The 26043-nt window shown below is 63.1% G+C and carries 30 protein-coding genes; 17 read left to right on the top strand and 13 right to left on the bottom strand.

Features of this window, described 5'->3' with window-relative positions:
* The first annotated feature begins 25 nt into the window (after positions 1-25).
* The 5 genes from GPL20_RS31790 to kynU all read left to right on the top strand — a co-directional run bounded on the left by GPL20_RS31790 (position 26) and on the right by kynU (position 5235).
* Positions 26-754 (top strand): pyridoxamine 5'-phosphate oxidase family protein, encoded by a 729-nt coding sequence (locus tag GPL20_RS31790; RefSeq protein ID WP_254125252.1) that lies wholly within the window; start codon positions 26-28, stop codon positions 752-754.
* A 55-nt stretch (positions 755-809) separates the two neighbouring features.
* Positions 810-2087, top strand: coding sequence for an ArgE/DapE family deacylase (locus GPL20_RS31785; protein ID WP_157335220.1), 1278 nt, complete (start codon positions 810-812; stop codon positions 2085-2087).
* Between the two features lie 240 nt (positions 2088-2327).
* Positions 2328-3137, top strand: a complete 810-nt coding sequence (locus GPL20_RS31780) for an alpha/beta hydrolase (RefSeq protein WP_157335219.1) — start codon at positions 2328-2330, stop codon at positions 3135-3137.
* A 32-nt stretch (positions 3138-3169) separates the two neighbouring features.
* On the top strand, positions 3170-4009 hold the full coding sequence (kynA, locus tag GPL20_RS31775) for a tryptophan 2,3-dioxygenase (RefSeq protein WP_157335217.1): 840 nt from the start codon (positions 3170-3172) through the stop codon (positions 4007-4009).
* Between the two features lie 11 nt (positions 4010-4020).
* A complete protein-coding gene (gene kynU, locus GPL20_RS31770; protein ID WP_157335207.1) occupies positions 4021-5235 on the top strand; it encodes a kynureninase in 1215 nt (404 codons plus the stop codon).
* A 114-nt stretch (positions 5236-5349) separates the two neighbouring features.
* On the opposite strand, the gene GPL20_RS31760 is transcribed toward kynU, so the two are convergent.
* The gene (locus GPL20_RS31760) at positions 5350-6138 is read right to left on the bottom strand and encodes a cobalamin-binding protein (protein ID WP_157335204.1); all 789 of its coding nucleotides are present in this window, start codon (positions 6136-6138) and stop codon (positions 5350-5352) included.
* A 118-nt stretch (positions 6139-6256) separates the two neighbouring features.
* Here GPL20_RS31760 and GPL20_RS31755 point away from each other — a divergent pair, with 118 nt between their 5' ends.
* Positions 6257-6655 (top strand): PaaI family thioesterase, encoded by a 399-nt coding sequence (locus GPL20_RS31755; RefSeq protein ID WP_157335202.1) that lies wholly within the window; start codon positions 6257-6259, stop codon positions 6653-6655.
* Positions 6656-6807: 152 nt separating this feature from the next.
* Entirely contained in the window at positions 6808-7413 is a 606-nt protein-coding gene (locus tag GPL20_RS31750) for a GNAT family N-acetyltransferase (protein WP_212472463.1), read from the top strand.
* Positions 7414-7472: 59 nt separating this feature from the next.
* Here GPL20_RS31750 and GPL20_RS31745 read toward each other — a convergent pair whose 3' ends face one another.
* The 3 genes from GPL20_RS31745 to GPL20_RS31735 form a co-directional block, all read right to left on the bottom strand.
* Positions 7473-7778 (bottom strand): hypothetical protein, encoded by a 306-nt coding sequence (locus GPL20_RS31745; protein WP_157335200.1) that lies wholly within the window; start codon positions 7776-7778, stop codon positions 7473-7475.
* Positions 7779-7872: 94 nt separating this feature from the next.
* Complete coding sequence (locus GPL20_RS31740; protein WP_157335198.1) at positions 7873-8559, bottom strand: DUF2161 domain-containing phosphodiesterase; 687 nt, start codon at positions 8557-8559, stop codon at positions 7873-7875.
* A gap of 99 nt (positions 8560-8658) precedes the next feature.
* A complete protein-coding gene (locus GPL20_RS31735) occupies positions 8659-9339 on the bottom strand; it encodes an SDR family oxidoreductase (RefSeq protein WP_254125240.1) in 681 nt (226 codons plus the stop codon).
* Between the two features lie 118 nt (positions 9340-9457).
* On the opposite strand from GPL20_RS31735, the gene GPL20_RS31730 reads away from it, so the two are divergent.
* Positions 9458-10198: an SGNH/GDSL hydrolase family protein gene (locus GPL20_RS31730; protein ID WP_157335196.1), complete on the top strand. Its 741-nt coding sequence runs from the start codon at positions 9458-9460 to the stop codon at positions 10196-10198.
* Here GPL20_RS31730 and GPL20_RS31725 read toward each other — a convergent pair whose 3' ends face one another.
* Positions 10199-10942, bottom strand: coding sequence for a tyrosine-protein phosphatase (locus GPL20_RS31725; protein ID WP_157335194.1), 744 nt, complete (start codon positions 10940-10942; stop codon positions 10199-10201). It abuts the gene before it with no gap.
* A gap of 73 nt (positions 10943-11015) precedes the next feature.
* On the opposite strand from GPL20_RS31725, the gene GPL20_RS31720 reads away from it, so the two are divergent.
* Positions 11016-11327 carry an MliC family protein gene (locus GPL20_RS31720; protein WP_157335192.1) on the top strand — a complete coding sequence of 104 codons (312 nt, stop codon included), beginning with the start codon at positions 11016-11018 and terminating at the stop codon, positions 11325-11327.
* A gap of 114 nt (positions 11328-11441) precedes the next feature.
* Here GPL20_RS31720 and GPL20_RS31715 read toward each other — a convergent pair whose 3' ends face one another.
* Complete coding sequence (locus GPL20_RS31715) at positions 11442-11645, bottom strand: DUF2735 domain-containing protein (protein ID WP_157335190.1); 204 nt, start codon at positions 11643-11645, stop codon at positions 11442-11444.
* 539 nt (positions 11646-12184) lie between these two features.
* On the opposite strand from GPL20_RS31715, the gene GPL20_RS31705 reads away from it, so the two are divergent.
* The 4 genes from GPL20_RS31705 to GPL20_RS31690 all read left to right on the top strand — a co-directional run bounded on the left by GPL20_RS31705 (position 12185) and on the right by GPL20_RS31690 (position 15676).
* Positions 12185-13219, top strand: coding sequence for a glutamine synthetase beta-grasp domain-containing protein (locus GPL20_RS31705; protein WP_157335188.1), 1035 nt, complete (start codon positions 12185-12187; stop codon positions 13217-13219).
* A 196-nt stretch (positions 13220-13415) separates the two neighbouring features.
* The gene (locus GPL20_RS31700) at positions 13416-14117 is read left to right on the top strand and encodes a GrlR family regulatory protein (RefSeq protein WP_254125242.1); all 702 of its coding nucleotides are present in this window, start codon (positions 13416-13418) and stop codon (positions 14115-14117) included.
* Between the two features lie 21 nt (positions 14118-14138).
* A complete protein-coding gene (locus tag GPL20_RS31695; protein ID WP_157335184.1) occupies positions 14139-14822 on the top strand; it encodes a substrate-binding domain-containing protein in 684 nt (227 codons plus the stop codon).
* Positions 14823-14854: 32 nt separating this feature from the next.
* Positions 14855-15676 (top strand): tetratricopeptide repeat protein, encoded by an 822-nt coding sequence (locus tag GPL20_RS31690; protein WP_157335182.1) that lies wholly within the window; start codon positions 14855-14857, stop codon positions 15674-15676.
* A gap of 59 nt (positions 15677-15735) precedes the next feature.
* Here the strand turns inward: GPL20_RS31690 and GPL20_RS31685 are convergent, their stop codons facing one another.
* Complete coding sequence (locus tag GPL20_RS31685) at positions 15736-16194, bottom strand: hypothetical protein (RefSeq protein WP_157335180.1); 459 nt, start codon at positions 16192-16194, stop codon at positions 15736-15738.
* A gap of 119 nt (positions 16195-16313) precedes the next feature.
* Between GPL20_RS31685 and GPL20_RS31680 the strand changes: the two genes are divergently transcribed.
* Positions 16314-16463 carry a hypothetical protein gene (locus GPL20_RS31680; protein ID WP_007609497.1) on the top strand — a complete coding sequence of 50 codons (150 nt, stop codon included), beginning with the start codon at positions 16314-16316 and terminating at the stop codon, positions 16461-16463.
* A gap of 256 nt (positions 16464-16719) precedes the next feature.
* Entirely contained in the window at positions 16720-17424 is a 705-nt protein-coding gene (locus tag GPL20_RS31675) for a GrlR family regulatory protein (protein ID WP_157335293.1), read from the top strand.
* Between the two features lie 210 nt (positions 17425-17634).
* Here GPL20_RS31675 and GPL20_RS31670 read toward each other — a convergent pair whose 3' ends face one another.
* Entirely contained in the window at positions 17635-17859 is a 225-nt protein-coding gene (locus GPL20_RS31670) for a hypothetical protein (protein WP_157335178.1), read from the bottom strand.
* Positions 17860-18568: 709 nt separating this feature from the next.
* On the opposite strand from GPL20_RS31670, the gene GPL20_RS31665 reads away from it, so the two are divergent.
* On the top strand, positions 18569-18787 hold the full coding sequence (locus GPL20_RS31665) for a hypothetical protein (RefSeq protein ID WP_157335176.1): 219 nt from the start codon (positions 18569-18571) through the stop codon (positions 18785-18787).
* Positions 18788-19171: 384 nt separating this feature from the next.
* Here the strand turns inward: GPL20_RS31665 and GPL20_RS31660 are convergent, their stop codons facing one another.
* The 4 genes from GPL20_RS31660 to GPL20_RS31645 form a co-directional block, all read right to left on the bottom strand.
* The gene (locus tag GPL20_RS31660; RefSeq protein WP_157335174.1) at positions 19172-19387 is read right to left on the bottom strand and encodes a hypothetical protein; all 216 of its coding nucleotides are present in this window, start codon (positions 19385-19387) and stop codon (positions 19172-19174) included.
* Between the two features lie 138 nt (positions 19388-19525).
* On the bottom strand, positions 19526-20272 hold the full coding sequence (locus GPL20_RS31655; RefSeq protein WP_157335172.1) for a class I SAM-dependent methyltransferase: 747 nt from the start codon (positions 20270-20272) through the stop codon (positions 19526-19528).
* Between the two features lie 253 nt (positions 20273-20525).
* A complete protein-coding gene (locus tag GPL20_RS31650; RefSeq protein WP_157335170.1) occupies positions 20526-21497 on the bottom strand; it encodes an ABC transporter substrate-binding protein in 972 nt (323 codons plus the stop codon).
* Between the two features lie 166 nt (positions 21498-21663).
* Positions 21664-23454: a vanadium-dependent haloperoxidase gene (locus GPL20_RS31645; RefSeq protein WP_157335168.1), complete on the bottom strand. Its 1791-nt coding sequence runs from the start codon at positions 23452-23454 to the stop codon at positions 21664-21666.
* Between the two features lie 1312 nt (positions 23455-24766).
* Between GPL20_RS31645 and GPL20_RS31640 the strand changes: the two genes are divergently transcribed.
* Positions 24767-25276, top strand: a complete 510-nt coding sequence (locus GPL20_RS31640) for a GNAT family N-acetyltransferase (RefSeq protein ID WP_157335166.1) — start codon at positions 24767-24769, stop codon at positions 25274-25276.
* 149 nt (positions 25277-25425) lie between these two features.
* On the opposite strand, the gene GPL20_RS31635 is transcribed toward GPL20_RS31640, so the two are convergent.
* Positions 25426-26043, bottom strand: a complete 618-nt coding sequence (locus GPL20_RS31635) for an Isoquinoline 1-oxidoreductase subunit (protein WP_157335164.1) — start codon at positions 26041-26043, stop codon at positions 25426-25428.

Here is a 26043-nt window from a genome sequence, read left to right as displayed (position 1 = left end):
CCCGACAGGAGCGGCCGTGAGCCAGATCGAGACCCAAATCGAGACCCAGGTGTCCTATCCGACGTCAGCGCGCAACCAGGTGAAGCGCCGGCACGACCGCGGCTTCTACGATCACGCCACCGTCCATCGCATCCTGGATTCCTCCATGCTTTGCCATGTCTCCTACGTGATCGACGGTCAGCCCTATTGCACGCCGACCTTCTTCTGGCGCGAAGGGACCAGACTTTACTGGCACGGCTCGAGCGCGAGCCGCATGCTGCGCAGCCAGACCAAAGGCGAGCGGGTCTGCCTGACGGTCGCCCATCTCGACAGCCTCGTGCTGGCGCGCTGCGGCTTCAACCATTCCGCGGACTACCGCGCCGTGATGGCGTTCGGCACCGCCTACCTGGTCACGGACGCCGAGGAGAAGGAGCGGGCGGTGGTCGCGATGGTCGACCGCTTTTTCCCGGATCGCACTGCGAGCCTGCGGGCGAGCAACACGCAGGAGATCAAGGCGACCTCCTTCATCGCCATGGAGATCGAGGAAGCCTCGGCGAAAATCCGCGCCAAGGGTGTCGCCGACGACGAGGAGGACTATGCGTTGCCGATCTATGCCGAGCGCATCCCGGTGCGCACCGTGCTGGGAGCACCGGAACCTTGCCCGCGGCTGCGCGACGGCGTGACGCGGCCTGCGACATTGAGCGGCTATTCCGAGGGCCGTTTGCTCGAAGATGCATTGCGGGATGCTTATTTTGTGGAGTACCCGAACGGCTGAAATCGGCTAGCTTGCGCTCCTTCGATGATTTGAAATGTTCGATTGGAGTAGCCTGATGAATGCCGAGACGCAGCAGAGGATTCTTGACGCCGTCGATGCCGGCTTCGAAGCCCAGCTCGCGACCACAAGCGATTTCGTTGCGATCCCCTCGACCCGCGGAGCGGAGGGACCGTGCCAGGACATGATCGGCGACCTCTTGCGCGAACGCGGCTATGAGGTCGACGACTGGCATATCGATGTCGACGATCTCAAGGACCTGCGCGGCTTCGGCCCGATCGAGCACGATTTCTCGAAGGCCCGTTCGGTGGTGGGCACCTACCGTCCGCAAACGAACGGTGGCAAATCGCTGATCCTCCAGGGCCACTGCGATGTCGTGCCGGCGGGGCCGCTGGAATTGTGGGACACGCCGCCATTTTCGCCCGTCATCAAGGACGGCAAGATGTTCGGCCGCGGCGCCTGTGACATGAAGTCCGGCACGATCGGCGCGCTCTACGCGCTGGATGCGATCAAGGCGGCCGGCTTCAAGCCGACGGCGCGGATTCATTTCCAGTCGGTGATCGAGGAGGAGAGCACCGGCGTCGGCGCGCTCTCGACGCTTCAGCGCGGCTATCGGGCCGACGCCTGCTTCATTCCGGAGCCGACCGGCGGCAAGATGGTGCGCTCGCAGGTCGGCGTGATCTGGTTTCGCCTGCGCGTGAAGGGCCATCCGACCCACGTAGCCTATGCCGGCTCCGGCGCCAACGCCATCATGGCGGCGTATCATTTGATTCAGGCGATCCAGAAGCTCGAGATCGAGTGGAACGAGCGCGCCAGGAGCGATCGTCACTTCAAGACGCTCACCAATCCCATCAACTTCAACCCGGGTATCATCAAGGGCGGTGACTGGGCCTCCAGCGTCCCGGCCTGGTGCGACATCGACTGCCGGATCGCCATCCTGCCGGGCTGGTCGGTCGCCGATCACCAGAAGGAGATCGCGGCCTGCGTCGCTGCCGCCGCGCGCAGCCACCGCTTCCTCGCCAACAATCCGCCGGAGATCGAATGGTCGGGCTTCTTGTCGGAAGGCTATGAACTGACCGACGCCGCCGCGCCCGAGGCCGCGTTCGGCAAGGCCTTCAGCAAGGTCTATGGCGGCGCGGTCGAGGATCTCGTCTTTACCGCACTCACCGACACGCGCTTCTACGGTCTCAACTACGCCATTCCGAGTCTCTGCTTCGGCGCGAGCGGCGGCGAAATGCACGGTTTCAATGAGTTTGTCGATTTGGACTCGCTGAAGAAGGCGACCAAGGCCATGGCACTGTTCATCGCGGAATGGTGCGGGGTGGAGAAGGCGTAGGTCCGCTTTCTCCGCCGGCGGTGCGAGCGACGACACCGTCATTCCGGGGCGCCCGAAGGGCGAACCCGGAATCTCGAGATTCCGGGTTCGATGCGTCGCATCGCCCCGGAATGACAAGTGAAGAGACCAACGGTGCTTTGCCCGAAATACTTTAAGCTTAAAATAAAGACTAGGATGCCGGCGCAGGCGGTGGCAGACTGATGCCTGATCGCAGGGCTTGAGTCCGTCGAGGGAATGACGATGCGCGATTGGGATGATGCCTACGCCAATTCGGCCCATATCCCGGGCTCAGACAAGATGCCGGCGCTCTGGGCAGAGCAGGCGGCGGCTTACCGTGCGGGGCTGAAGGATTTTCGTCCCGACATCGCTTATGGCGCCGGCGAGCGCCAGCGGCTCGACCTGATCCTGCCCGACGGCGACAGCAGGGGCCTCGTCGTGTTCGTCCATGGCGGCTACTGGATGCGCTTCGACAAGTCGGCCTGGACCGATCTTGCCGAAGGCGCACGGCATCACGGCTGGACGGTGGCGCTGCCGAGCTACACGCTGACGCCCGCCGCGCGCATCTCCGACATCACTGCGGAAATCACCGCCGCGATCGTCAAGGCGGCTTCGCTGGTCGCAGGGCCGATCCGGCTCGCCGGCCACTCCGCCGGCGGTCATCTCGTCACGCGCATGCTGTGCGACGACAGCCGGCTCGAGCCCGCCGTCTACAACCGTATCGCCGGCACGCTCTCGATCAGCGGGCTGCATGATCTACGTCCGCTGTTGAAGACCAAGATGAACGAGACGCTGCGCATGACCATGGAAGAGGCGACGCTCGAGAGTGCGGCGCTGCATCTGCCTCGCGGACATTCGCCTGTGACCGCCTGGGTCGGCGGCAGCGAGCGGCCCGAGTTCATCCGCCAGTCCGACCTGATGGCCAACGTCTGGACCGGTTTCGACGTGCCGACGCACCTCGTCATCGATCCCGGGCTCAACCATTTTACCGTGATCGACGCCTTGAAAGACCCGTCGTCGCCGATCACTGCGCGCCTGATCGGCCTCAACTGACGAGGCCAGATGATCGATCGAGAGGGCCTGTCATGACGTCCAGCGATTACGATCCTGCAAGCGAAGGCGCCGAGACGGATTTCGCCCGGCGCATGTCCTACGGAGATTATCTGGCGCTGGATGCGATCCTCGGCGCGCAGCATCCGCTCTCCGAGGCCCATGACGAGATGCTGTTCATCATCCAGCATCAGACCACGGAGCTGTGGATGCGCCTTGCCATCCACGAGCTCAGCGCTGCGCGCCGCGCCATCTCTCGGGACGAGGTGCAGCCGGCGATGAAGATGCTGGCGCGGATGTCGCGCATCTTCGAGCAGCTCAACAACGCCTGGGACGTGCTGCGCACCATGACGCCGAGCGAATACACGCGCTTCCGCTCGCAGCTCGGCCAGTCCTCGGGCTTCCAGTCGCGTCAGTACCGGTTGATCGAGTTCCTGCTCGGCAACCGTAACCACGCCATGCTGAAGCCGCACGCGCACGATGTGGAAACGACCAAGCTGCTCGAAGCCGAACTCGCGACGCCGAGCCTCTATGACGAGGTGCTGCGGCTCGCCGACCGCAACGGGCTCAAGATGCCTGCGGCGGTGCTGGCGCGCGATGTCCGCGAGACCCACAGCTTCAACGAGGGCGTGCTGCAGGCCTGGCGTATCGTTTACGAGGCGCCGGAGACGCACTGGATGCTCTACGAGCTCGCCGAGAAGCTGGTCGATTTCGAGGACTATTTCCGCCGCTGGCGATTCAACCATGTGACGACGGTCGAACGCGTCATCGGCTTCAAGCGCGGCACCGGTGGCACCGGCGGCGTCAGCTATCTCAAGCGAATGCTGGAGATCGAGCTGTTTCCCGAACTCTGGCGCGTCCGCACCATTCTGTAGAGAAGTCCAAGATGTCTACTCGCAACGCCAAGCTTCGCGTCTACAACGACACCAGAGCGCTGTTCTATCTGCCCGACGGCGTGATCTATCTCGACGGCAATTCGCTCGGCGCGCTGCCGCTCGGCGTTGCCGAGCGCGTCAGCCGCGTCATCACCGACGAGTGGGGCAATGAGCTGATCCGCGCCTGGAACACCGCCGGCTGGTACGTCCAGCCGCGCCATGTCGGCGACCGTATCGCGCGGCTGATCGGCGCCGAAGCTGGCTCGGTGATGGTCGGAGACACGCTGTCGCTCAAGGTCTATCAGGCGCTCGCGGCTGCGATCGATATGAACAGCGAGCGCGAGGTGATCCTGTCGGATACCGGCAATTTCCCGACGGACCTCTACATGGCCGAGGGCCTGATCGCGACGCTCGGGGGCGGCCATCAATTGCGCCTGGTGGCGCCGGAGGAGATCGAGGCCGCGCTGTCGGAGGAGATCGCGGTCCTCTACATCACCGAAGTCGACTACCGCACCGGCCGCCGTCACGACATGGCGAAGCTGACGGCGAAAGCGCATGCGCTCGGCATCGTCACGGTCTGGGATCTCGCGCACTCGGCCGGCGCGCTGCCGGTCGATCTTGCCGGCTGCGGCGCCGACTTCGCCGCCGGCTGCACCTACAAATATCTCAACGCCGGCCCCGGCGCGCCGGCTTTCCTCTACGTCGCGCCGCGTCACGCCGACAGCGCACGCGCAGCGCTGTCGGGCTGGATGGGACACGCCAAGCCGTTCGCGTTCGAGCTTGCCTATGCCGCCGCCGGCGGCGTCGAGCGCATGCGTGTCGGCACGCCGCCGGTGCTGGCGATGGCGGCGCTGGAAGCCTCGCTCGACATTTGGGATCGTGTCGACATCGCGGATGTCCGCACCCGTTCGCTCGCGCTCGGCGATCTCCTGATCAGCGAAGTCGAGCGCCGCTGCCCATCCCTGAAGCTGGTGACCCCGCGCGCACATGAGCGCCGCGGCTCGCAAATCTCCTTCGCCTTCGACGGCGGCTACGCCGCCATGCAGGCCCTGATCGCCCGTGGCGTCATCGGCGATTTCCGCGCGCCTGACATCATGCGGTTCGGCATCACGCCGCTGTATATCGGGGAGGCGGACGTGCTGAGGGCGGCCGAGATCATCGAAGACGTGATCACAGGCGAGGTGTGGCGATGGCCGGAATATCAGGTCGTCAATGCGGTGACGTGAGGAGGGGACTCACCGCAGACGTCATTGCGAGGAGCCCTTGCGACGAAGCAATCCAGAATCTCTCCGCAGAGGCGTCCTGGATTGCTTCGCTTCGCTCGCAATGACGGCGGAGGATTAGCAGCGCTCGCCCCACAGCGCCTGCACGATCGCATCGAGCCCATCCGTCAGCGCTGCTGGCCCCGGCTGCAAGATGATCGGCGATTTGATCTCAACGATGCGGTTATTGCGCACAGCCGGAAGATCGCTCCAGCCTTCACGCGCGCAGATCCGGGCAGGGACGACCTTCTTTCCGCACCACGAAGCGAGGATCACCTCAGGAGCCGCCTCCCGTACCGTCTCGGCGGGGACGATGCGATCCTTTGCCGCCTGCCGCTGCCGTAGCTCCGGGAATACGTCCGCGCCGCCGGCGATCTCGATCAGCTCTGACACCCAGCCGATACCCGAGATCAACGGATCGTCCCACTCCTCGAAATAAACCCTTGGCCGCGGCGAGGGGCGGGGCGTTGCGGCGATCGCGGCGAGGCGCCGCTCAAAACCTTGTGCGAGTTCCTCCGCCCGCTCCGTCACGCCGACCAGCGCGCCCAGTGTGCGGATCATCGCCAAGATCCCGGCGATGTCGCGCTGGTTGAAGACATGGACGTCGACACCGGCGCGAACGAGATCGGCGACGATGCCTGCCTGGAGATCGGAGAAGGCGAGCACGAGGTCGGGTTCCAGCGCCAGGATCTTCGGGATGTCCGCGGAGACGAACGCCGAGACCCGCGGCTTCTCACGGCGCACCTGGGGCGGGCGGACGGCGTAGCCGGAAACGCCGACGATGCGGTCCTGCTCGCCGAGCAGGTAGAGCGTCTCGACCGTCTCCTCGGTCAGGCAGACGATGCGGCGGGGCGGGAAGTGGCGCATGGCCGAAGCATATGCGCAAATGCGGCGCCGATGTCAGCACGGTCATTACCCCGGACGTCATTGCTTTGCCGCGCGAAGCAAATCACGCTGGGACAACAATGAATTGGGAGGAGATCCGATGACGGCGCTCGAGAAACTTAAAGCGATGAAGATGCCGTTCGCAGAGCTCAAGGGCGTCGAGTTCGTCGCGGCCGAGCAGGACCGGGTCGTGGCGCGGATGACGGTCCGGCCCGAGCTCTGCACGCTTCACCACACAATTCACGGTGGCGCGGTGATGGCTTTGGCCGATTCCGTCGGCGCGGCGGCGACCGTGCTCAACCTGCCCGAGGGCGCCAAGGGGACGACCACGCTGGAGAGCAAGACCAATTTCATCGGCGGCGCCAAGGAGGGAGCCACGGTCATCGCGACTGCCACCCCGGTCCACAGGGGCCGGCGGACCCAGGTCTGGACCACCCGGCTGGAGACCGAGGATGGCAAGCTGGTCGCCGTGGTGACCCAGACGCAGCTGGTCCTGTAAGACTACGGGGGCTTTGATTTTGTTAACGAATTGGTGCCGCCGATGCCCGAAACTTGGGCGGGTTCCCGTCTTGAAAAATTTGTTGCGACGCACAATATAGGGGTCCTAGGGATTCGAACGCCTCCTCGAGGGACACCAAGAGGAGTTTTGACGTGGTACTTGAAAAGACCGTCCGCACCGCTCCCGGCTATGTGCGGACCCTGAGCCAGCAGGAAGAATTGCCGCTTTTGCGCGATCACCTGCTCAGACTCGATGCCGAAAGCCGGCACGACCGCTTCAACGGTTTTCTCGACGACAGCTTCATCGAGCGCTACGCCGCCCGCTGCGCCGAGGACGGCACGGTCATCGTCGCCTATATCGTCGATGGCGTGGTCCGCGGTGCGGCCGAGCTGCATCCGCCGGAAGATGATTCGCTGCCCGAGGTTGCCTTCAGCGTGGAGGCCTCCGCGCGCCGCCAGGGCGTCGGTACCGTGCTGTTCCGCCGCCTGATCGCGGAAGCGCGCTGGAAAGGCTACAAGCGACTGCGCATCACCACCGGCGCCGAGAACCATGCCATGCGGGCGCTTGCCCGGAAGTTCGGCGCGCATCTGGCTTTCCGCCATGGTGAATCGACCGGTACGATCGATCTGGCCAAGACGCCCGAGGCCGAGCTCGCCGATCTCGCGGCCGCGCCGTTCACGGCAGGCCGGGCCTTGCTCAGCTTCAACTCCACCTGCTGGAAGCTGATCTCCAGCATGTATGGCAACCGCGCCGCCTGAGAATCAAAAAGCGGACCGGCAAGGCCGGTCCGCTTTCGTATTCGCGATGAAGTAGCGCGTCAGGTGCCGGTGCGCTTGTCGTTGCCGAAACGGCGGACGACGCGGCGTTCCACCACCACCGAGCGCTGCGCGCCCTGTTCGCCGGCAATCACGCGGGTTGCGGTGATGCGGCTGTTGGTGCGGGCCTGCTTCTTCACTTCGACCTGAACGACGTCGAGCGGCATCCCCATCAGTGCCGCTGCGATCTCGGCCTGCTGCTCCTGATCGTCGGTGATGCCGACGGCGGCGAAGATCGCCTCGTCCAGGGTGGGCGGATCGTGGCGGACGCGCCGCGTGCCGTACTTGGTATTCCAGTCTGCGCTCATAGGGGCCTCGTTTCGATGCCGGATACCTAGTGCCGCATATGTTGCATTGCAATATGAATTTCTCGTGGCATCTCAGCTATGCACCGGTCGGGTGTCAGGGTGGTGACGCGACACCGGCATCGACCTCAGGGCGTGGTTGCGGCCAGCGGATCAAGGCCGCATGGCCGGCCTCGGTCAGCCCGTAGATTCCCCGCTCGGCGCGCTCGAACCAGCCATAGACGTTGTGCAGAAGTATCTTGCCGGCATCGGGGCAGCGTGCGCGCAGCTCGCTCACGCGCCGTGGGCCGTCGGCGAGCGCCGAGGCGCAGGCCAGCGCCTGCTGCCGGTAGGCCGTCATGATCGGCGCCCGCGTGCTGCCGCCGAGCACGGGATCGCCCTGGCGGCGCTGATGCTCGGCGACGAGGCGCGAGCGTACCTTCGGCTCGCGGCGCGGCGCCGCTGTCGGCGGCTTCACCAAGACCTCGACCTGGCCGCGATCGGTGACCCCCAGCATGCGGAAGCCGAGTCGGCGACAGAGATTGCGGTAGCGCGCATCGCTCTCGCGTCCCTTGCCGCGCGCCGACATCTTTGCGGCGATCCAGACCTCGTCGCCGGCCGGCGCGCGATCGACCGCCTGGAGGATCAGCTCGAGATTGAAGGCGAGCTTGAGTTCGCCGATCACGACGACCGGCGGATCGCCGGCACTCAGGCCCACGAGATCGCAGCCGCCGATCTCGCCCTTGACGGTGAAGCCGAGCTCTTCGAGGAAGCGTTTGACGGGCAGATAAAGCGTGGTTTCCAAGGGAACGTCCGATCGGAGAATCAGTCGAGACCAGTCTAGTGCCTTCCCGGCTCCGATTGAATCAGAGCTGATATTCGGATGCTGCCGATCGCGCTGCGATTACACCCGTCCGCCCACCGGGATCAGTGCGCCGGTGATGCCGCTTGCGGCATCGCTGGCGAGGAACAGGATCACCTCCGTGAGCTCCTGCGGCGTGACCCATTTGGCGAAGTCCGCCTTCGGCATGTCGGCGCGGTTGGCCTTGGTGTCGATGATCGAGGGCAGCACCGCGTTCACGGTCACCTTGCCCTTCCACTCGCTCGCCAGCGCCTCGGTGAGGCGATGCACGCCGGCCTTCGACGCCGCATAGGGTCCCATTCCACTGCCGGCCTGGAGCGCGCCCATGGCGCCGATGTTGACGATGCGGCCCGCCCTGGAGGCGGCCAGATGCGGCAGCGCCGCGCGCGAGGTGTTGAGCGCGGTGAGGACATTCAGCGCATGCATGCGCTGCCACGTAGCGGTGTCGCCGTCGCCCACGGTCTCGAAAGCAAATCCGCCGGCGATGTTGATCAGCCCATCGAGCCTGCCGAAATGGTTTGCCGCCGCTTCCACGGCCGTCTTCGCCTGCACGGCGTCCGACAAGTCGACGCCGCCGATCTCGATGCTGTCAGGCGTCGCGGGGATTTGCGCGGGCGCATGATCGATGCCCGCAACGCGCGCGCCGCGTGACTGCGCGGTCTCGGCAACCACCTTGCCCAGCGCGCCAAGCGCGCCGGTCACGACAATGACTTTTCCCTGCACGATACGCTCCGTCGTTTCACTTCGCGCCGACTATTGCGCGCGGTGAATTGGACTTGCAATGGCGGCGGCTTCAAGGCTGAATGGTTGCTGCAACCTTGGATAGCGGGAGGGGATTGATATGTCCGAGAGTCTGCCGGCCGTCGACTTCCCCCGGGACATCATCAAACTGAAACATCCGCTGCGAAACTTCGTCGGGGCGTTGCGTGGGGAAGGTCCGGTTCGCATCGTGGCCATGGGGTCATCTTCGACCGCTGGTCGCGCGGATGTTGTGCCGTATCCGTACTACCTCGAGATGTATCTGAGGCAGAGCTATGCTGACCATTTGCCGAAAGTTCGGATCGACGTCTTGAATCGGGGCAAAGGTGGAGAAGAGGCACCCCAGGAGTTCGACCGTTTCGGTCGGGACATTTTCGACGACAAACCGTCCCTTGTGCTTTGGCAGGTTGGCACTAACGCCGTCTTTCGCAAGGAGCAGTTCGATTTCAAAGACGTGGTCAAGAAGATAGCCGAGGGGGTTCGCCAATTGTGCGAGCACCCGATGGATGTGGTGTTGATTGACCCGCAATATGTGACCGCCATGCTCCGAGACGACAGGGCAGGCCTATCGGAGGAGATGGTTTCCGAGATCCGCAGGATCGCAGACGAGGCCAACGTGAGCGTATTTCAGCGCTGGGCCTTGATGCGGCATTGGCACGTCCAGAACGGTGTGTCCTTCGAGCAGATGCTCGATCCAACGGATCGTCCTGACATGCTTCATCAGAGCGACTGGAGCACGCTCCAGGTTTCCAAGGCTCTATGCCGGTCCGTCACCGACGCGACCTTGTCCGCAAGCTGGCTGCCAGCCGAATGGAAATCCTGATCACGCTTGCAGATAGCGCTCCTTCAGCGCGGTCCGCTCGACCGCGCCGAGCTTGAGGCCGTCGCGCAAATAGGTTTCGAGATCGCCGTATTCCTTGCCGACGGCTTCGAACGCAGCGGCAAGATAGGAGGCTTCGACGCTGCCGATGGCATTGCGGACGTCCTCGGGCAGGTCGATGGCAGCCGTCGCGTCGCGCTTGTAGTGCTGGTTGGTGAGCAGGTAGTCATCGGCAATGACGTCATCGGGTACGCCCAGCGCGTGCAGGATCAGCGCGCAGGCGAAGCCGGTGCGGTCCTTGCCGGCCGTGCAGTGGATCACGAGCGGCGCACGGTCCTCCAGCAAGTGGCCGAACAGGTTGCGAAAGCTGTGCGTGTTGTGGCGGACATAGTTGCGGTAGGACTCGCGCATGATCTCGAGCGCGACCGGCGCGGTCAGCGTGCCCCTGGCGAGCTCGGCGCGCAACGTGGCGACCACGGTCGGCTCGATCGGCAGCGAATAGACGGTGATCTCGTCGACCACGCAAATGCCGGCCGCGCGCTCCTCCAGCCCACGAAAATCAAGTGCGCTCCGCACGCCCAGCGCGCGGACGATCTCGATGTCGGCGGCCGTGAGTTGACCGAGATGGTTGGAGCGGAAGAGACGCCGCCAGCGCGTGGTTCGGCCGTCGATGGTCGGATAGCCACCGAGGTCGCGAAAATTGCTGGCGCCTTGCAGGGGAAGGTGACGGGCAGGGGAGTCTGACATGGGATCAGCTTGGGTTATGTTTCCATTGGACGCGCTTGTGGGGCGTCCTTGAGGTCTATTACAGGGGGCGATCATGGGCCGGCACAAGGCCATTCTTTTGGCGATCATCATGCTGGTGGGCGGAACTTGCGGCGCGCGGCAGGCCGATGCGCAGACGTTCAAGACCTACCGTTGCGCCGATGGTACGCAGTTCATCGTTGGCTTTTATGACTACGACAAACGCGCCTTCCTCCAGATCGACGGCGAGCCGGTCACGCTTGCCAAGCGGCTGACGGTTTCGGGCGCGCGCTATTCGGGGGCGGGGATCACGCTTGTGATCGGCAAGACCGGGACCACCACGGTGAAGCATCTGAAGCGGCCGGTCACGGCCTGCGCGGTGATCTGAACGGGCTGGTTCAGGCAAGAATCGAAAAGGGCCGAAACATCGTTGTTTCGACCCTTTTCCGAACTGCCGCCGGGCGCTTGCAAGAGCGCGGCGGTATCAAACCAACCACAGGCATCAGCGATCCCATTTCGGCTTGGCTTCGTCGACCGCGTCCTGGTGGTACCAGCTTCCGCTGCAGATCGTCTCGTTCACGGGGAGCGAGGCGTGATCGGCGGGAATGGGGGCTTCACCGTAGCGGCGTCCCCCGAGAGCGGCCCGGCCGCCGACGGGGAATTGGTAGATCTTCGCAGATCCGTGACTGAGACCATTGTTCATCATTTCGATTTCTCCTCCGGTCAAAGCGCTTGACCTCCATGGTGCGCCCGACTCGTTCGATTGTGGTTACTGGAATCCCCATATCGGCCGCGCGTCCCGAATTGGAAAGTGCTGAAAAGGAAATCAGTTGCCGCCCAATTTGTAGGCAGGCAGCCATCTGCATCCCCCAAGGCACCATGTAGGTGACTAACGCCTGGGCCATTCCAAAGGTTGCTAGGCAGGGGCGAGCGCTTTACGAAAATTGCCGGACGTTGATGCGCGTTTCATCGGCAACCTCCGGCAGGCGGGCTACTGCTTCAGAAAAAGGCGTTTTCCGCGGGATTTTTGCAGCGCAGCTTCACGCGAAGGTGCGCGGCTATGACGCACGGCGCTGTGGACGTTCGGCCGACAGCAAGGACGGGCCGGCCGCGGTGGAAAACCTCCCGCAGTGCGGCCTTTTGGCACGTTAAATGCTTGTGAAGGGCCGGCCGATGATGGCCGGGTACAAAACGTGCGGGGGCCCTCGGGCCCCCAACCTTTCGCATCATCTACAGAGAGGCTCAATGACCAAGTATAAGCTCGAGTACATCTGGCTCGACGGATATACGCCGACTCCGAATTTGCGCGGCAAAACTCAGATCAAGGAATTCGCGTCGTTCCCGACGCTCGAGCAGCTTCCGCTCTGGGGCTTCGATGGCTCCTCCACCCAGCAGGCCGAAGGCCACAGCTCCGATTGCGTGCTGAAGCCGGTCGCCGTGTTCCCCGACGCCGCGCGCACCAACGGCGTGCTCGTGATGTGCGAAGTCATGATGCCCGACGGCAAGACCCCGCACGCCTCCAACAAGCGCGCCACCATCCTCGACGATTCCGGCGCCTGGTTCGGTTTCGAGCAGGAATATTTCTTCTACAAGGACGGCCGTCCGCTCGGCTTCCCGACTGCCGGCTATCCGGCCCCGCAGGGTCCGTACTACACCGGCGTCGGCTTCTCGAACGTCGGTGACGTCGCCCGCAAGATCGTCGAAGAGCATCTCGACCTCTGCCTCGCTGCCGGCATCAACCACGAAGGCATCAACGCGGAAGTCGCGAAGGGCCAGTGGGAATTCCAGATCTTCGGCAAGGGTTCGAAGACCGCTGCCGACCAGATGTGGATGGCCCGCTACCTGATGCTGCGCCTCACCGAGAAGTACGGCATCGACATCGAATTCCACTGCAAGCCGCTCGGCGACACCGACTGGAACGGCTCCGGCATGCACGCCAACTTCTCGACCGAGTATATGCGTACGGTTGGCGGCAAGGAGTATTTCGAGGCACTGATGGCCGCCTTCGACAAGAACCTGATGGACCACATCGCCGTCTACGGCCCGGACAACGACAAGCGTCTGACCGGCAAGCACGAGACCGCGCCCTGGAACAAGTTCAGCTACGGCGTGGCCGACCGCGGCGCTTCGATCCGCGTTCCGCACTCCTTCGTCAACAATGGCTACAAGGGCTATCTGGAAGACCGCCGTCCGAACTCGCAAGGCGACCCCTACCAGATCGCTTCGCAGATCCTGAAGACGATCGCTTCGGTCCCGACCGACAAAAAGGCTGCGGCCTAAGATCCTCCCGGCTCGGGCTGGGGGGCTGGCCCGGGTTGGCATTCAATCCGCCGGAGCTGAAAGGCTCCGGCGGATTTTTGCATTCTGATGACAGCCGCTCCCGCGCCTTGCGGACCTCGCCGAGTGAAACTTGTCCATCGCTGGTGAAAGCGGGATAGAGTGTTCCTGGATGCGCGCAGGGCCGGGGATACGGCTGGTGTTTGAGGGATTCTACAAGGTGCGGTTTCAGCTCGGCGACGGCGTCGGCCGGAGCGTGATGCATGCCGGCAACGGCAAGATGCTCGGCGGCAATTCGGCCTTCGCCCATATCGGCACCTACGAGAAGACCGAAGGCGGCGTCGCCATCGTCATCAAGACCGTCCGTCACAACCCCGACCCGAACTACCGCGCCATGGCCGGCACCGATGATGCGACCCTGCTCGCGAAAGGCTGGGCTGACGGCAATCTCTACCGCTTCAAGGGCGAACTGAAGGAGCTGCCGGGTGTGCCCTTCCAGTCGGTCATGACGCCGATCGCGGAAGACGAGGTGCCGATCGCCGGCGGCGTCGGCGAAGGCGGCATCGCCGATGGTCTCTATTCGGTGCATTTGCGCATGCTCGACGGAGTCGACGGCAGCCTCACCGGTGTGATGTTGCTCAACGGGGGCCGTATCCTCGGCGGCGATGCGGCATTCTATTATCTCGGCAGCTACACCGCCGCGAACGGGCGCTGGAAGGGGCAGATCCTCAATCAGGAGCACACGCCGGCCAAGGACGATCCGATCTTCGGCGGCCACGAGGTCGGCATCGGCTTCTCCGGCTGCTATGACGGAGACGAGGCCGTGCTGGAGGCAACGGCGCTGGCCGGCAAGCGCAGCCTGCGCCTGACCGCCGCGCTCAAGCTGATGCACCGCGCCTGATCGCCATCCTGGGAATTGCTCATGGAAAACGTCCGTATGCTCTCGACGCTCGGCCTGATGGGCGCGATGCGCGGCCTGTCCTCCGCGTTTGAGGCCGATAGCGGTATCCATGTCGATGCCGACTTCGCGCCGACCCTGGCGCTGCTCAAGCGGCTGCGCGACGGCGAGGCCGCCGATCTCGTCATCCTCACTCGCGAGGGGCTCGAGGAGATGATCGGTGAGGGCCGCGTGGTCGCCGCGAGCGCGGCTGATCTCGCGCGCTCCTATATCGGCATGGCCGTGCGGGCAGGGCAGGCGCATCCCGACATCGCCACCGAAGCTGAGCTGCGCAGGACGCTGCTTGCGGCGCGGTCCGTCGCCTATTCGCGGCTGGGCGCCAGCGGGGTGTACTTCGCCCAGTTGATCGTGCGGATGGGGATCGCGGCCGAGATCAACGCCAAGGCCACCATCGTCGAGCAGGGCTTCACGGCAGAGTGGCTCGTGAGCGGCGAGGCTGACCTCGCCGTGCAGCAGATCAGCGAGCTGAAGCAGGTTGGCGGCATCGAGGTGATCGGCCCGATCCCGCACGATTTGCAGACGCCGGCCGTGTTCTCCGCCGGCCGCATGGCGACTGCGAAACATGCCGAAGCCGCGGAGCGGCTGCTGCGTTACCTGGCATCACCGGAGACCGTACCTGTGCTGCGCCAATCGGGACTCGAGCCTTGAATTTACCGGGGCGGAGACGCAATTTGGCGTCCATGCGGATTTGTCTCCTTGCCATCCTCTTCTCGCTCGCGGCGCCCCTTGCGGCGCAGGCGCAATCGGCCGATCTCGTCCTGTGCGACCGCGTGGCGGCCGATCCCAGCGATCCCGACAAGCCGACCGACGTGAAGGGTGTGACGGAGATTGCGGCATCCGACGTCGCGACCGCCGTCAAGTTCTGCAAGCAGGCCGCAGCATCGTCGCGGCGTGCGATGTTCCAGCTCGGCCGTGCCTATGCGGCCAACCGGCAGACGGCGGAGGCGATGGCGGCCTGGCGCAAGGCGGCGGACAAGGGATCGAGTGCGGCCATGGTCGAGCTCGGCGTGCTCTACGGCACCGGCTCCGGCGTTGCCAGGGATGAGGCGCAGGCGCGCAAATTGTTCGAGAAGGCAGCCCAGGCCGGCAATCCCCGCGGCGTCAGCAATCTCGCAGCCCTCGGCGGCGCTGGCGGCGCCGCCCCGGCCGATCCCGCGCAGGCGCGCGCGCTGCTTGGCAAGGCCGCCGAGACCAATGCGGAGGCGCAGTACCAGCTCGGCCTGATGCTGTCCGAAGGCACGGGCGGTGCGAAGGACGACGTCGCGGCGCGGGCGCTGTTCGAGAAGGCGGCTGCGCAAAACCATCCCGGCGCCCTGGAGCGGATGGGTGCCTTCGCGCAGGAAGGCCGCGGCGGCGCAAGAGACAAGGACGCCGCGAAAGCCTATTACGAGCGCGCCGCAGCGCTCGGCGACGAGGACGCCAAGAAGGCACTGGAGCGCATTCGCTGCCCCTATGCGATCAAGGACAAGCAGGGCAAGCTCGTCACCACGCTGTGCTTCTGAGGCGCGCTGGTCTGGGTTCGGTTCACCTCTCCTCGTCGGGGAGAGGTGAAGGCTTCGTCTCATTTCATGTAGTAGGCGAGATCGTTGCGGGCGTCGCGATAGGTGGTCTCGAGATAGTCGGGATATCTTCGCGCCGCCTGCGCCATCGCGCGCACCACGCAATCCCAGAAATCGCCGTTCCAGTCGAAATGCTTGTTGTATTCGTCCTCGAATTCGACGGCGGTGATGATGGCCTGCTTGATCGCCGGATCGTCGGCGCTCGCATGCGCGCGCTTCAGATAGGCGAACATCGGCCCTTCATGGGCGTGGTCGCGATCGTGGCGATACTTCGCGCTGAACTGCTCCGCCGTGAGGGTGCGATTGATGCGGATCTCTTCGGCGGTCGGACGTCCCTCGATCAGGTCCAGCCGGTAGCGCCGCCGCCAGAGCTCGTACGCCGCATCGAGCAGCGGCTGCTTCGCGGCGCTGGCTATGATCGCGCTGATCTCGTCCTGGGCTGATTGCTGCGGCGTATCCATGCCGCTTTGTCGCGTGTTCGCACCGGCGGGTTCGAGCCGGTGTCGATCGCGCGCAAGTCGCTTTCGCGGAACCGGCCCGCGCGGCGGCCGTTGAAACCGCGGACAAGCGGGAGCAAGCCATGATCCGTAAACTGGCATCCGGCGAATATCGCCTCTATTCACGCAAGGTGAATCCCAAGACCGGCAAGCGGCGCAACCTCGGCACCTTCAAGAGCCGCGCGGCGGCCGAGAAGCACGAGCGCGAGGTGCAGTATTTCAAGCGCCACTGATGCGTGAGACTGGCTCTTCGGGACCGGCAAACAAAAAAACGCAAAAACAACCCCATGCACAGTAGCCAAGTGGTTGAAATCGCTCTATTGCGGATTTTACGAAATAAACCATTGCCCCGTCGGGCAAAACAGGGGCATGATGGCATCATGGCAGCGGAAGGTCCCGGTGCCCCCTGCGCGGAAAAGCCGATGGAACCGACGCCGCGGCAGTGCTAGGTAGCCCGTGATTCCCTTATGATTTTGCGGGTTCATGACGTTGCTGGACGGACTGTACAAGGTTGAATACGGCATCAATGGCGCCTTCGGCCGCAGCATCATGTGCATGCATGACGGCAAGCTGCTGGGCGGCAATTCCGCCTTCGCGCATCTCGGGACCTATCAGGAACGCGATGGCGAGATCATCGGCGAGGTGATCACCGAGCGCCACAATCATGATCCTCATTACAAGCCGCTGATGGGCGCCGACGTCGCTGCGATCGAGGTGCGCGGCAGGACGGAGGGGTCGACGATCCTGTTCGAGGGCAAGGCGGATACGATGCCCGACGGTGTGTTCTGGGCGAACCTCGCGCCGCTCGACGATGGGGCACTGCCGCCGCGCGGCACCGTCGGTCCCGACGGCATCGTGAACGGGTTGTACTCGATCCACATCCGCGCGCTCGACGGTATCGATGCCGGGCTCTCCGGCGTCATGCTGCTGATGGACGGCCGCATTCTCGGCGGCGATGCGTTCTTCTACTATCTCGGCTCCTATTCCTCGGCGGATGGTCGCTGGAAGGGCGAGATGCTCAACCAGGAGCACACGCCGGCGAAGGACGAGAATCCCGTCTTCGGCGGCTACGAGGTCGGGATCGGATTTTCCGGGACCTGCACGAAAGACAGCGGCGAGCTCGAAGGCATCGCGCTCGCGGGCAAGCGCAGTCTTCGCCTTGCCGCTTCGCTCAAGCTGATGCGGCGGGCGTAGGGCGCGTACTCCATAAATTCGTCGCGTCCGCGTTGCTATTGGCAGGCGACGTTGGAGCCCATCGGCGAGCGCGGGCGAAGGCCGTTTCTGACGCTAGCGGACATGACGGCGAGGTGCCTGTGGGCTCGATTGCAGCTAACGGAACCATTTGCGACGCAGCTTCAGCTTTGGGCGAGTAGGCAACATCCGAGACCGCCTACTGAGGCGGCCTTATTTTTTGGGCGGCTGCAATTCCCTGGAACTGAGCCAACGGTCGATGCGGATCGCTTCGTCCTCTCGGGGAAACGGTTCTTGTGTCTTGCGGCCCAGGAACGTGTCTGCGACTGGAGCGCGCCTAAGCAATTCCATGCTCCGCGCCAAGCCCTCGCGAATTGTCCGCATCTGCTCGGCATCGCTCATTTTGTTCGGATGAAAGACTTGGAATGGCAACCACATGGCGACACTCCCTGTTTTGCAGGCGGGAGCGCGATCGGTCTCTCAGCCACCAGCGCCTACAGGCAGAGCCTCAGCCGGTGATATTGGAACAATAGACCCATTTCGGATCGGTTGCGAAGTTACAAAAGTTCAGATAGGGGCGCGGTGCTGTCCTAATTGGAACAGTGCCGCGTTCAGTATTTGTACGGAATCCCCTTATTGCAGCGCCGCCTCTAAGGTAGTCGATGCCGGGGCTGGCATTTCATCCCGAACAAGATTTCAACCGGCAAGGGGTCGCTGAAAAGCGGCCCCTTTCGTTTTCCGGGCCTCGCTTAGCATCCCAAAGGGGTGCCTCTTTCGGGTTGTCATCATTCTTCGACGACGGGCGTACAGTTGAGCGGCCTCCGGGCATAAGCACCAGCCCCGGCCCGGAGCGCAGGCGGCCTCGCCATGTGCAACCGCGTTGGTGGGGCCGCCGCCGCGATCAGAACAACGCACCGCCGCGATCGGCGGACGATTTTGGACTCCCGCTCATAGGGCGTTGACCCCGGTGCGGTCCAATCGCGTACCGTCCTGTCTTCATGTGTGCTACCTAAAGCATGATCCGGAAAAGTGCGCAGCGGTTTTCCGAAAAGATCATGCTCAAACAACAACCTAAAGCGCGATGAAGATTCATCTCAATCTCATCGCGCTTTAGTCGGACGGCAAATGCTAGCAGGAAAAGCAGATCATGACTGACGATCAGGTCAACCTCGTCGTTCAGCACCTTTGCGAACAATTGCACCTGGCGCTCCGATTGAAGGGCAGCGAGGCGCATCCACCAAACGCCAAGGACATTGGATTCGATCCTGCCTTTGTGAGAACTGTATTGCTGACCGGCTTGCGTTCGGCGGGCGTCACGATTCACAACGATCCAGCAGGACCGAGCGAAGAGCCGCCGGGGTCCTAAGCGCGGAAAAGCAGCTCGCGCTAATGCGAAGGACTCAACCAGAGCAAATCTCGTCCGCCATCCTCACGGAGCGGACCTCAATGATTTGGGCCGCAACTTCGCTGATGGGCCAGAAGCGGCAGTCGTCAGCGGGGAGGCGATGCAAAGCATCCGCCCGTCGAAAGAGGCTGCCAACCGAGGCGGCCTCTTGTCACTAAATTACGGGTGCTCAGAAAGACAGAAGGGCTATCGCCGCGAGCACCGCATTGAGGGCGCCAACTGCGACGATGGCGGCCGTAGCGATTTGGTCATTACTCATCTTGCTCGCCACCATAGTGGGTATCTCAGCATAGCAATCTAGGCGGGAAAAAGTGGCAACGCAACCTAAAAGGCGCGAACGAGGGCTCACTTTTCCTCATCTTGCCTTTGTGGCCGACGCGCGGGCCTAAAGTCGGGCAGGCACGCTATCGCCTGCTCCAGCTCTCTTGCGATTGCCTTGTAGCGAGAGAGCACCCGCGCATAGACGTCGCGCTTAAGCTGGCTCTTTGCTGTCTGTTGAAGGCGCTCGCACTCGGCGATTTGCACGCGGAGCAGTTCTAGATGGGCCAGCATCTCTTTCATGGACAGGCAGAATATCCCAGGTCGGTTTCGGTTCAATGTCGAGTTCAGGACACCCGTCAGAACAAACTAGGGGAACGGTCGATGAGGTCGGCAATGGGTCAAGCGGGGGCTTGGCGGTTGCCGGCGTTCATCAAGTGGTCAGCGCCTGCCAGCACGATCCCGACAAGCCACGATATCCCGGGGGGATTTTCGAGCCGCCCCCTCCGGCGGAGAAAACACCGCCAGATATCCGCCGTCCCCTGCTAGCTCATATGTGACGACCGCACGATATCCGACGGCCGCGAGTTCGCAACGCAAAAGCTCAATTGGCGTGCCATGTTTTGACGTCGGAAGCTCAAGATCGACAATTCCGACGCGCGCTCCCCGCTTCAAGGCGGGCACGAGATTGTAGAGGAAAGCATAGGGTTGGGCTATCTCGTGATACATGTGCACAAGGATTGCGGCGTCCAGCGAGGAGGCGGGCAGGCGTGGGTCGTGCGCTTCGCCGAGCGCGAATCGGATGTTCGTCAACTTCATGAGTTCGGTTCGCTTGGCGAGCTCGACGAGGAAATCTCGCGTGACGTCCTGAGCAACAACTGAGCCGGCGGGCCCGACGAGGTACGAAAGCCTGACCGTGTGGTAGCCATTGCCTGCACCAATGTCGCCAACGGTCATGCCCGGCTTCAATTCAAGCAGACGGGCGATTTGACCGGCCTCATCCAGAGCGTCGCGGTGCTCCTCGGCAGCGCGGCGTGGGCTGACAATCTGCGCAACAGGGCGCCGAGGTGAGGGAAACTCGTTCGCAGCGACCCCGGGGGGAGCCAGATAACGAATGTCAGCGGCGTATGCGCGCGTCGCGGTAAACGCCACAAGTAGTGTTAGGGTCGCTGCACGGGCCGGTGCCATCACGGGCCTGCCAAAGCTTGTTCACGACTCTCAGTCGGGGATACGCTCCGAGCCTTAGGAAATGCCAGGATATCACACCTCTCGTTGGTGTGGCAGTTCATCGAAGTTGCGCCAAGGGACTGGGCAATGAACGCTTCGGGTCACAAGCGGCGCTCAAGGCGAGTGCGGCTCGGTGTCCGGTTTGCCCCAGACAGGCGACATGATGATGGATGGACGTTCTTCGGCCTTGGGCCAATAAGCAACGTCAGAGTGCCTACTCGATCACTACGTCGGCCCGCGTCAGAAGGGCCGGTGGCATGTTGATGCCGAGTGCTTTGGCGGTTCGGAGGTTTATAACAAGTTCGTACTTGGTCGGCCGTTCGACCGGCAGATCGCCAGGTTTCGTACCCTTGAAAATCTTGTCGACAAGGGTCGCAGACCGACGAAACTGATCTGGCAAGTCAGTGCCGTAGCTCAAGAGGAAGCCTGCTTCCGCATATTCTCTCACCGCAGAGATTGCAGGCAGCCGATTTCGGACGGCCATGGCGCCAATCAGGCCGCGATGGTTGAACAGCACTCCATCGCTCAGCACGACGAGCACCTGCGCTCGCTCACTCTCCATTGTCGCGAACGCTTGTTCAAGTATGTCCGGGCCGCGCGCTTCGGCCGGGACAAGCGTCAACCCCAGTGTTTTGGCAGCTTCCCGCAGCGACGTCAGCCGGTCCTGATTGGGCGCAAAGTCCGGATTCCACAGGATGCCCGCACGCGAGAGGTTCGGCAGAGTGTCCTTCAGAAATTCGAGCCGCTTGCCGTTGATCTCATCGCCGGGCTCCGAGCTGAACCCAGTGACATTGCCGCCCGGTCGCGCCAGACTGGCGACAAATCCTGCACTGACCGGTTCGGCACTGTTGGCCATCACGATCGGGGTCGTCCGGGTCGCTTTCATGGCCGCAACCGTGGTCGCATTGGTTCCGGAAACGATGACGTCCACGCCGAGCCCGGCCACCTCTGTGGCAAGCGCCGCCAGCCGTCCCATGTCTCCGTCGGCAAAACGGTACTCGATGACGACATTCTCGCCGACGCGATAGCCAAGGCTCCGCAGGCCGGCCTCGAAGGCTCTAACATTACGAAGTGTCTGCTCCCGCGACGCGCTCGCGAGATAACCTACCTTGTAGACCCGCCTTGCCGGTTGCTGCGCACGCGCGCCGAGCGGCCACGTCGCTGCCGCGCCACCGATCAGCCCCATGAACTCGCGTCGTCTCATTGAGCACCGCGGAGGAAACGCCGGTCTATGCCCAAAGGCTAGCACTTTGCGACGAGGCGGCCAGTGAGAATGGGCAAATAATAATGTCCGAAGCTGCGTCTCAATGACCGGGGCGGCGCCCCACGGCAGGGGCGTCGCCCGGCTGCTGTCAGATCGTCACGCGGCTGCCGTCGAAGCGCGTGAAGGAGAAGCCGTCGAAAGGTTCGCGCAGGGTCATGCGCTCGTCCCGCAGCATGCCGATAGCCACTTCTTCGCCGATCGCCATTGAGGCCGAAGCGTCGGAACGCCAGTGGATGCCCGCCCAATTCCGTCCGAAACCGTAATTCACCGCGAGCTTGTTCAACTCTCCACCAACCGTCAGTGGCGGCCCGGTATAGGGCACGAGCCTCGTCGGGTCGGCCGGATCGGGCTGTACCGGATTGGCGATGACGCGGCTTTCGTCGAAAAACGCCTTCAATATGGTAGCTGTGACGGCGCCGACGCCCGTGGCACCGCCGGGATAGGTGGAGTGGAAGGGCGCGCCGTCCGGATAGGTTTGCGACAAAAGATAGGTGCCGGATTTGGCTTTGCTGCGATCGAGGGCTTCCGATTTCAGGAAGCTATCATGCAGTGGGTAGTCGCTCACACCGTTCGCGAGGCGATGGTGCGCCAGACCGCCGTAGGCTTCCGGTCGCACGGACCGGTGCACAAAATACTTCTGCCAGTAGGACGCGCGGACGGAGTTGCTGATCCCCGTGGTGAGTAGTGCCTGCACATGGGCCAACCCGAAGGTGGCACCTGCAGGTCCCTGTGTTTTCGATTTCCGATACGGGTTGGACGGGTAGGACACGGGCTCCGCCAGTGGATACATCCCGGAGTACCGTTGGTCCGTTCCACCGCCAGGCGTTGCAAGCATCTGCGCTGCCGCCCACCCGAGTGCGGGACCGGCGCGGACATACTCCGCGAGATCTCGTCCTGTCGCGATGTATCGCGGTGTCGCGTCGAATTGCAACCGGCGTTTCGCTGCGGCGCCGTTCTGGGTCGCCAGCCACTCATCATAGTCGGTCAGGAAATCGTTGGCCGGCAATACGGTGCGGATCTGAGCGCTGATCCACTGTGGGGCATAAGGCACGTCCCGGAGCAGGAATTGCGAGACGAGCGGGCCGTCCAAAACGCCTGGAGGCGTGACCGAGCGGCCCTTTGGGTCAGTCGGGTCGAAATAAAGCGCATTGGCACGGAACAGCGTACCCGGTGTGACCCGCCCACCAGACTTCGGCCCGCGGAAATCGGCGAGCTTGTTGAGTTCCTCGGTTGCTGCAAGGACGTCGCGATTGGAGGTGTCGTCGCGCAACTCGGTAAGCGGAACGTCACGAAGCAGAGATTGCCAATAGACCTCGACCGCCTCGCCGCCGCGCTCCGCGCTTGCGAGGGCTGGTGCCGACGGAATCGCAATCTGGGTGGGATTCATGCCGGTGAGACTGACGGCTTGCGTGCCGATGGGATTGATCAGTTTGCGCGTGCCGCCGAGCGGGACTTTTTCGAAATCAGCGGGATCGCCCGATTGGCAAGCGGCATAGAGCGCCTGCCATGCCACTTGTTCCACTTCGCCGCGTTTGTCGTGCGGCAGGCCGCGTGAATCGGAACCGATCTTATTGGTATAGCGCGCCTCGTCGCCATTCGTCGGATGTGGCGCGATCGGAATTTTGTCGTTGTTGCGCGCGCATTCTTCTCGGATGTCGAAGGCGCGACGCTTGAACGCCGCGTCGAGCGGTCTCGGGTCCGTGCTCACAGGCTGGGCCGACGCCGCAGTAGTCCCGAGCATACTCGGTGGAGACGCAAGCACGGCTGCACCAGCCGCGATGCCCGCGCTGCCGAGCAGCGAGCGGCGAGTGACCGTGGTTGTCGGCAGGGCCGGCGATGCCAGGTTCGATTCAGTTGAAATGGTGGGGTGGTCAGCCATGGAGATTCTCCTCTCTCGCAGGCACCGCTCTGGGGCCGCGCTTTCAGGACTCAAATGGCATTCAGTCGCGCTTACGCGCACTCGCGTTAGGATGCGAATGCTGAAGGACCGGCGAAAAAAGGAAGTCGGTGATTTGAGTGCAATGCTTGCCGATGGCACGATTGCTGTCTGTTCAATCCTGCGAGGAATTCGGCATTTTCCCGCCTGCGACGACAGCTATTCAAAGAGTATACGATCCCGTGCGTCCTGAAAAGACGCCTGATCTTTGGACGACTTCCGCTTTGGGGCAAAACGCGAAGAACTCAACCTGAGCAAATCTAGTCCGGCATACCTCGCTCAGCGGACTTCAGTTAGGCGGGCTGCCACTTCGCTGATGGGCCACAAGCCGACTTAAGTGCGATCGTTGGGATCATCATCGCGTCAGTCCGAGCAGGTAGAGAGACGACATAGGTCGGCTTCGGGTCAAACCCGGAATGGCTCGCGCTGAGTCTCATGAGGGGCATTAGAACGAGGTCACGAGCGTCGGTCCGGCACGAGCCTTTTCGTGTCCGATCTGTGCCCGAGAGACGACGTTGCGATGGCCTAACGGTTCGTCGCTGCGGGCCAATAGCCGACCTCCCGCATTCGACGTGCACGATGGTCCGGCACTCAGAATAGCACGGTCGCGGAGCTCACATCCGAGCGCGCTCCCTGATACGCACCTTAGGTTGCGTAATTTGCAGATTGCGCTATAATGGTCACCTTAAATCATGCTTTTTTCATTAATTCGGATTCTGAAATGATTGCTCGTGAAGCAGGCAGATTTGCCGTCGGCGCCCGTTTCAAAATAAGCAAGCTTGGCGCGCTTCGATGCCCGGACTTGGCTCACGAAACCGGCACGATTGTCGAACTCAGCCGGCGCACCAGCGGCGTTACAGTGCTCTTGGATGGGGATGCAAGACCAACAGTCCTACATTGTGACTACATAACTCTTTTGTCGGAGTAAGGATTGCGAACAGCGTGCCGCTCGGCGAGCGCGGTCTCACGTCCGATTTACCACCGACAGCAGGCATAAGAGCGGCCGGAGCTTGGGTCGTCTCCGGGCCAAAATCAGAAGTCGAGCTTCTCTGGATTTGCGGTGTCGCAGAAGTTATCTCGTGCAACTCACAAACTAAAGCGCGATGAGATTAGGATGAATCGTCATCGCGCTTTAGGTTGTTGTTTGAGCATGATCTCCGCGCAAACGCGTTCCGCGTTTGTCGCGAGGGAAAACCGCCGCACTTTTCCGGATCATGCTTTAGGAATATTTCTTGCCTGCTGGTGAAGCCGAAGAATGACCGACGACGACTTTGAGATACGTCGCCTCGCACGGGAGGACGCGGTCCTCTATCGAGACATTCGACTGGAGGCTCTCCAAGCCAACCCGGAAGCGTTCGGTAGCACCTTCGAGGTTGAAGATGCTCAGCCGCTGAGTTTGTTCTCGGATCGGCTCGGCAATTCTACAGTGCTCGGCGCGTTCCGCGACACAGAGCTCGTCGGCATTGTTGGCTTTGCTGTCCAACAGGGCCGGAAAGAAGCTCACAAAGGCGCGCTTTGGGGAATGTACGTTCGACCCGCCGCAAGGAATGCCAAGGTCGGTCGACGGTTGGTCGAAGAGGTATGCAATCACGCCCAACAGCAAGTTGAGCTGATCCAGCTCAGCGTGGTGGTGGACAATGAACAGGCGCGGAATCTTTACGCGAGATTGGGCTTCCTGGAGTACGGCGTCGAGAAGAACGCTCTGAAGCAAGCTGGCCGCTATTACGACCTGGTTCTTATGGCAAAGGATCTCTCGCGGCACTGAATTGTTTGCGACACAGACATCGACTGCTCACCAGCAGGCACGATTTCCGCAACGGGGTCACAAGCCGTCGACGACGACCAAGCGAAACGACTTCCGCTTTGCCCTTGGAAGCGGAGGCCGATGTTTAGAAGTCCTCGCCTGGTGCCTCGTCACGGCGCGGGACAGGCGGCTCCGGTCTTCACCCAGGCTTCGACCAGCGCGCCGGCTTGCGCCTGCGTGCCCGGCACCGGCGAACGGCCGAAGCCGGGCTTCCAGGCCCAGCCCACCAGCGTGTCCTTGCCGATGTGATCGATCAGCTCGTCCACCTTGCGCCCGCCGTTGCGCGCGGGATCCCTGATCTGCTCGCAAATTTCGCCGATGGTCTTGCCCTCCCACGCCATCTCGCGCGGCGCGAGGTGCCATTCGGGATGACCGGGGACGCGGCCGGGCTCGAAATTGGCCTTCTGGTGGCAGCTGTGGCAGCGCATCGCCACCACGCCGTGACCGTCGGCGCCGCGCGTGACCGGCGGCTGGTGCAGGCGCGGATTGTCGCCCTGGCGCGGGCTGTCGCCGGCCGGGTGGCAGTTGGTGCAGCGCGGATGCGTCAGCACCTTGCCGAGCTCGGTGAAGATCGCGGCCGAGCGCTTCTCGGTGTCGGCGATGCCGGCGAAGCTCTCGGGTGAAGCCAGCGCGTGGCTCGCCGTGTCCGAGGCAGCGTAGCCCGCGCCGAGACTGCCGGCGAGCGCCGCGATCACGGCAACCATCTTGAACCGCGCGTCGGAGATCAT

The sequence above is a fragment of the Bradyrhizobium cajani genome, from assembly GCF_009759665.1.
In the GTDB taxonomy this organism is placed as follows: Bacteria; Pseudomonadota; Alphaproteobacteria; order Rhizobiales; family Xanthobacteraceae; genus Bradyrhizobium; species Bradyrhizobium cajani.
Note: the sequence above shows the minus strand (reverse complement) of the source record. Positions and strands in the feature narration are given on the sequence as shown.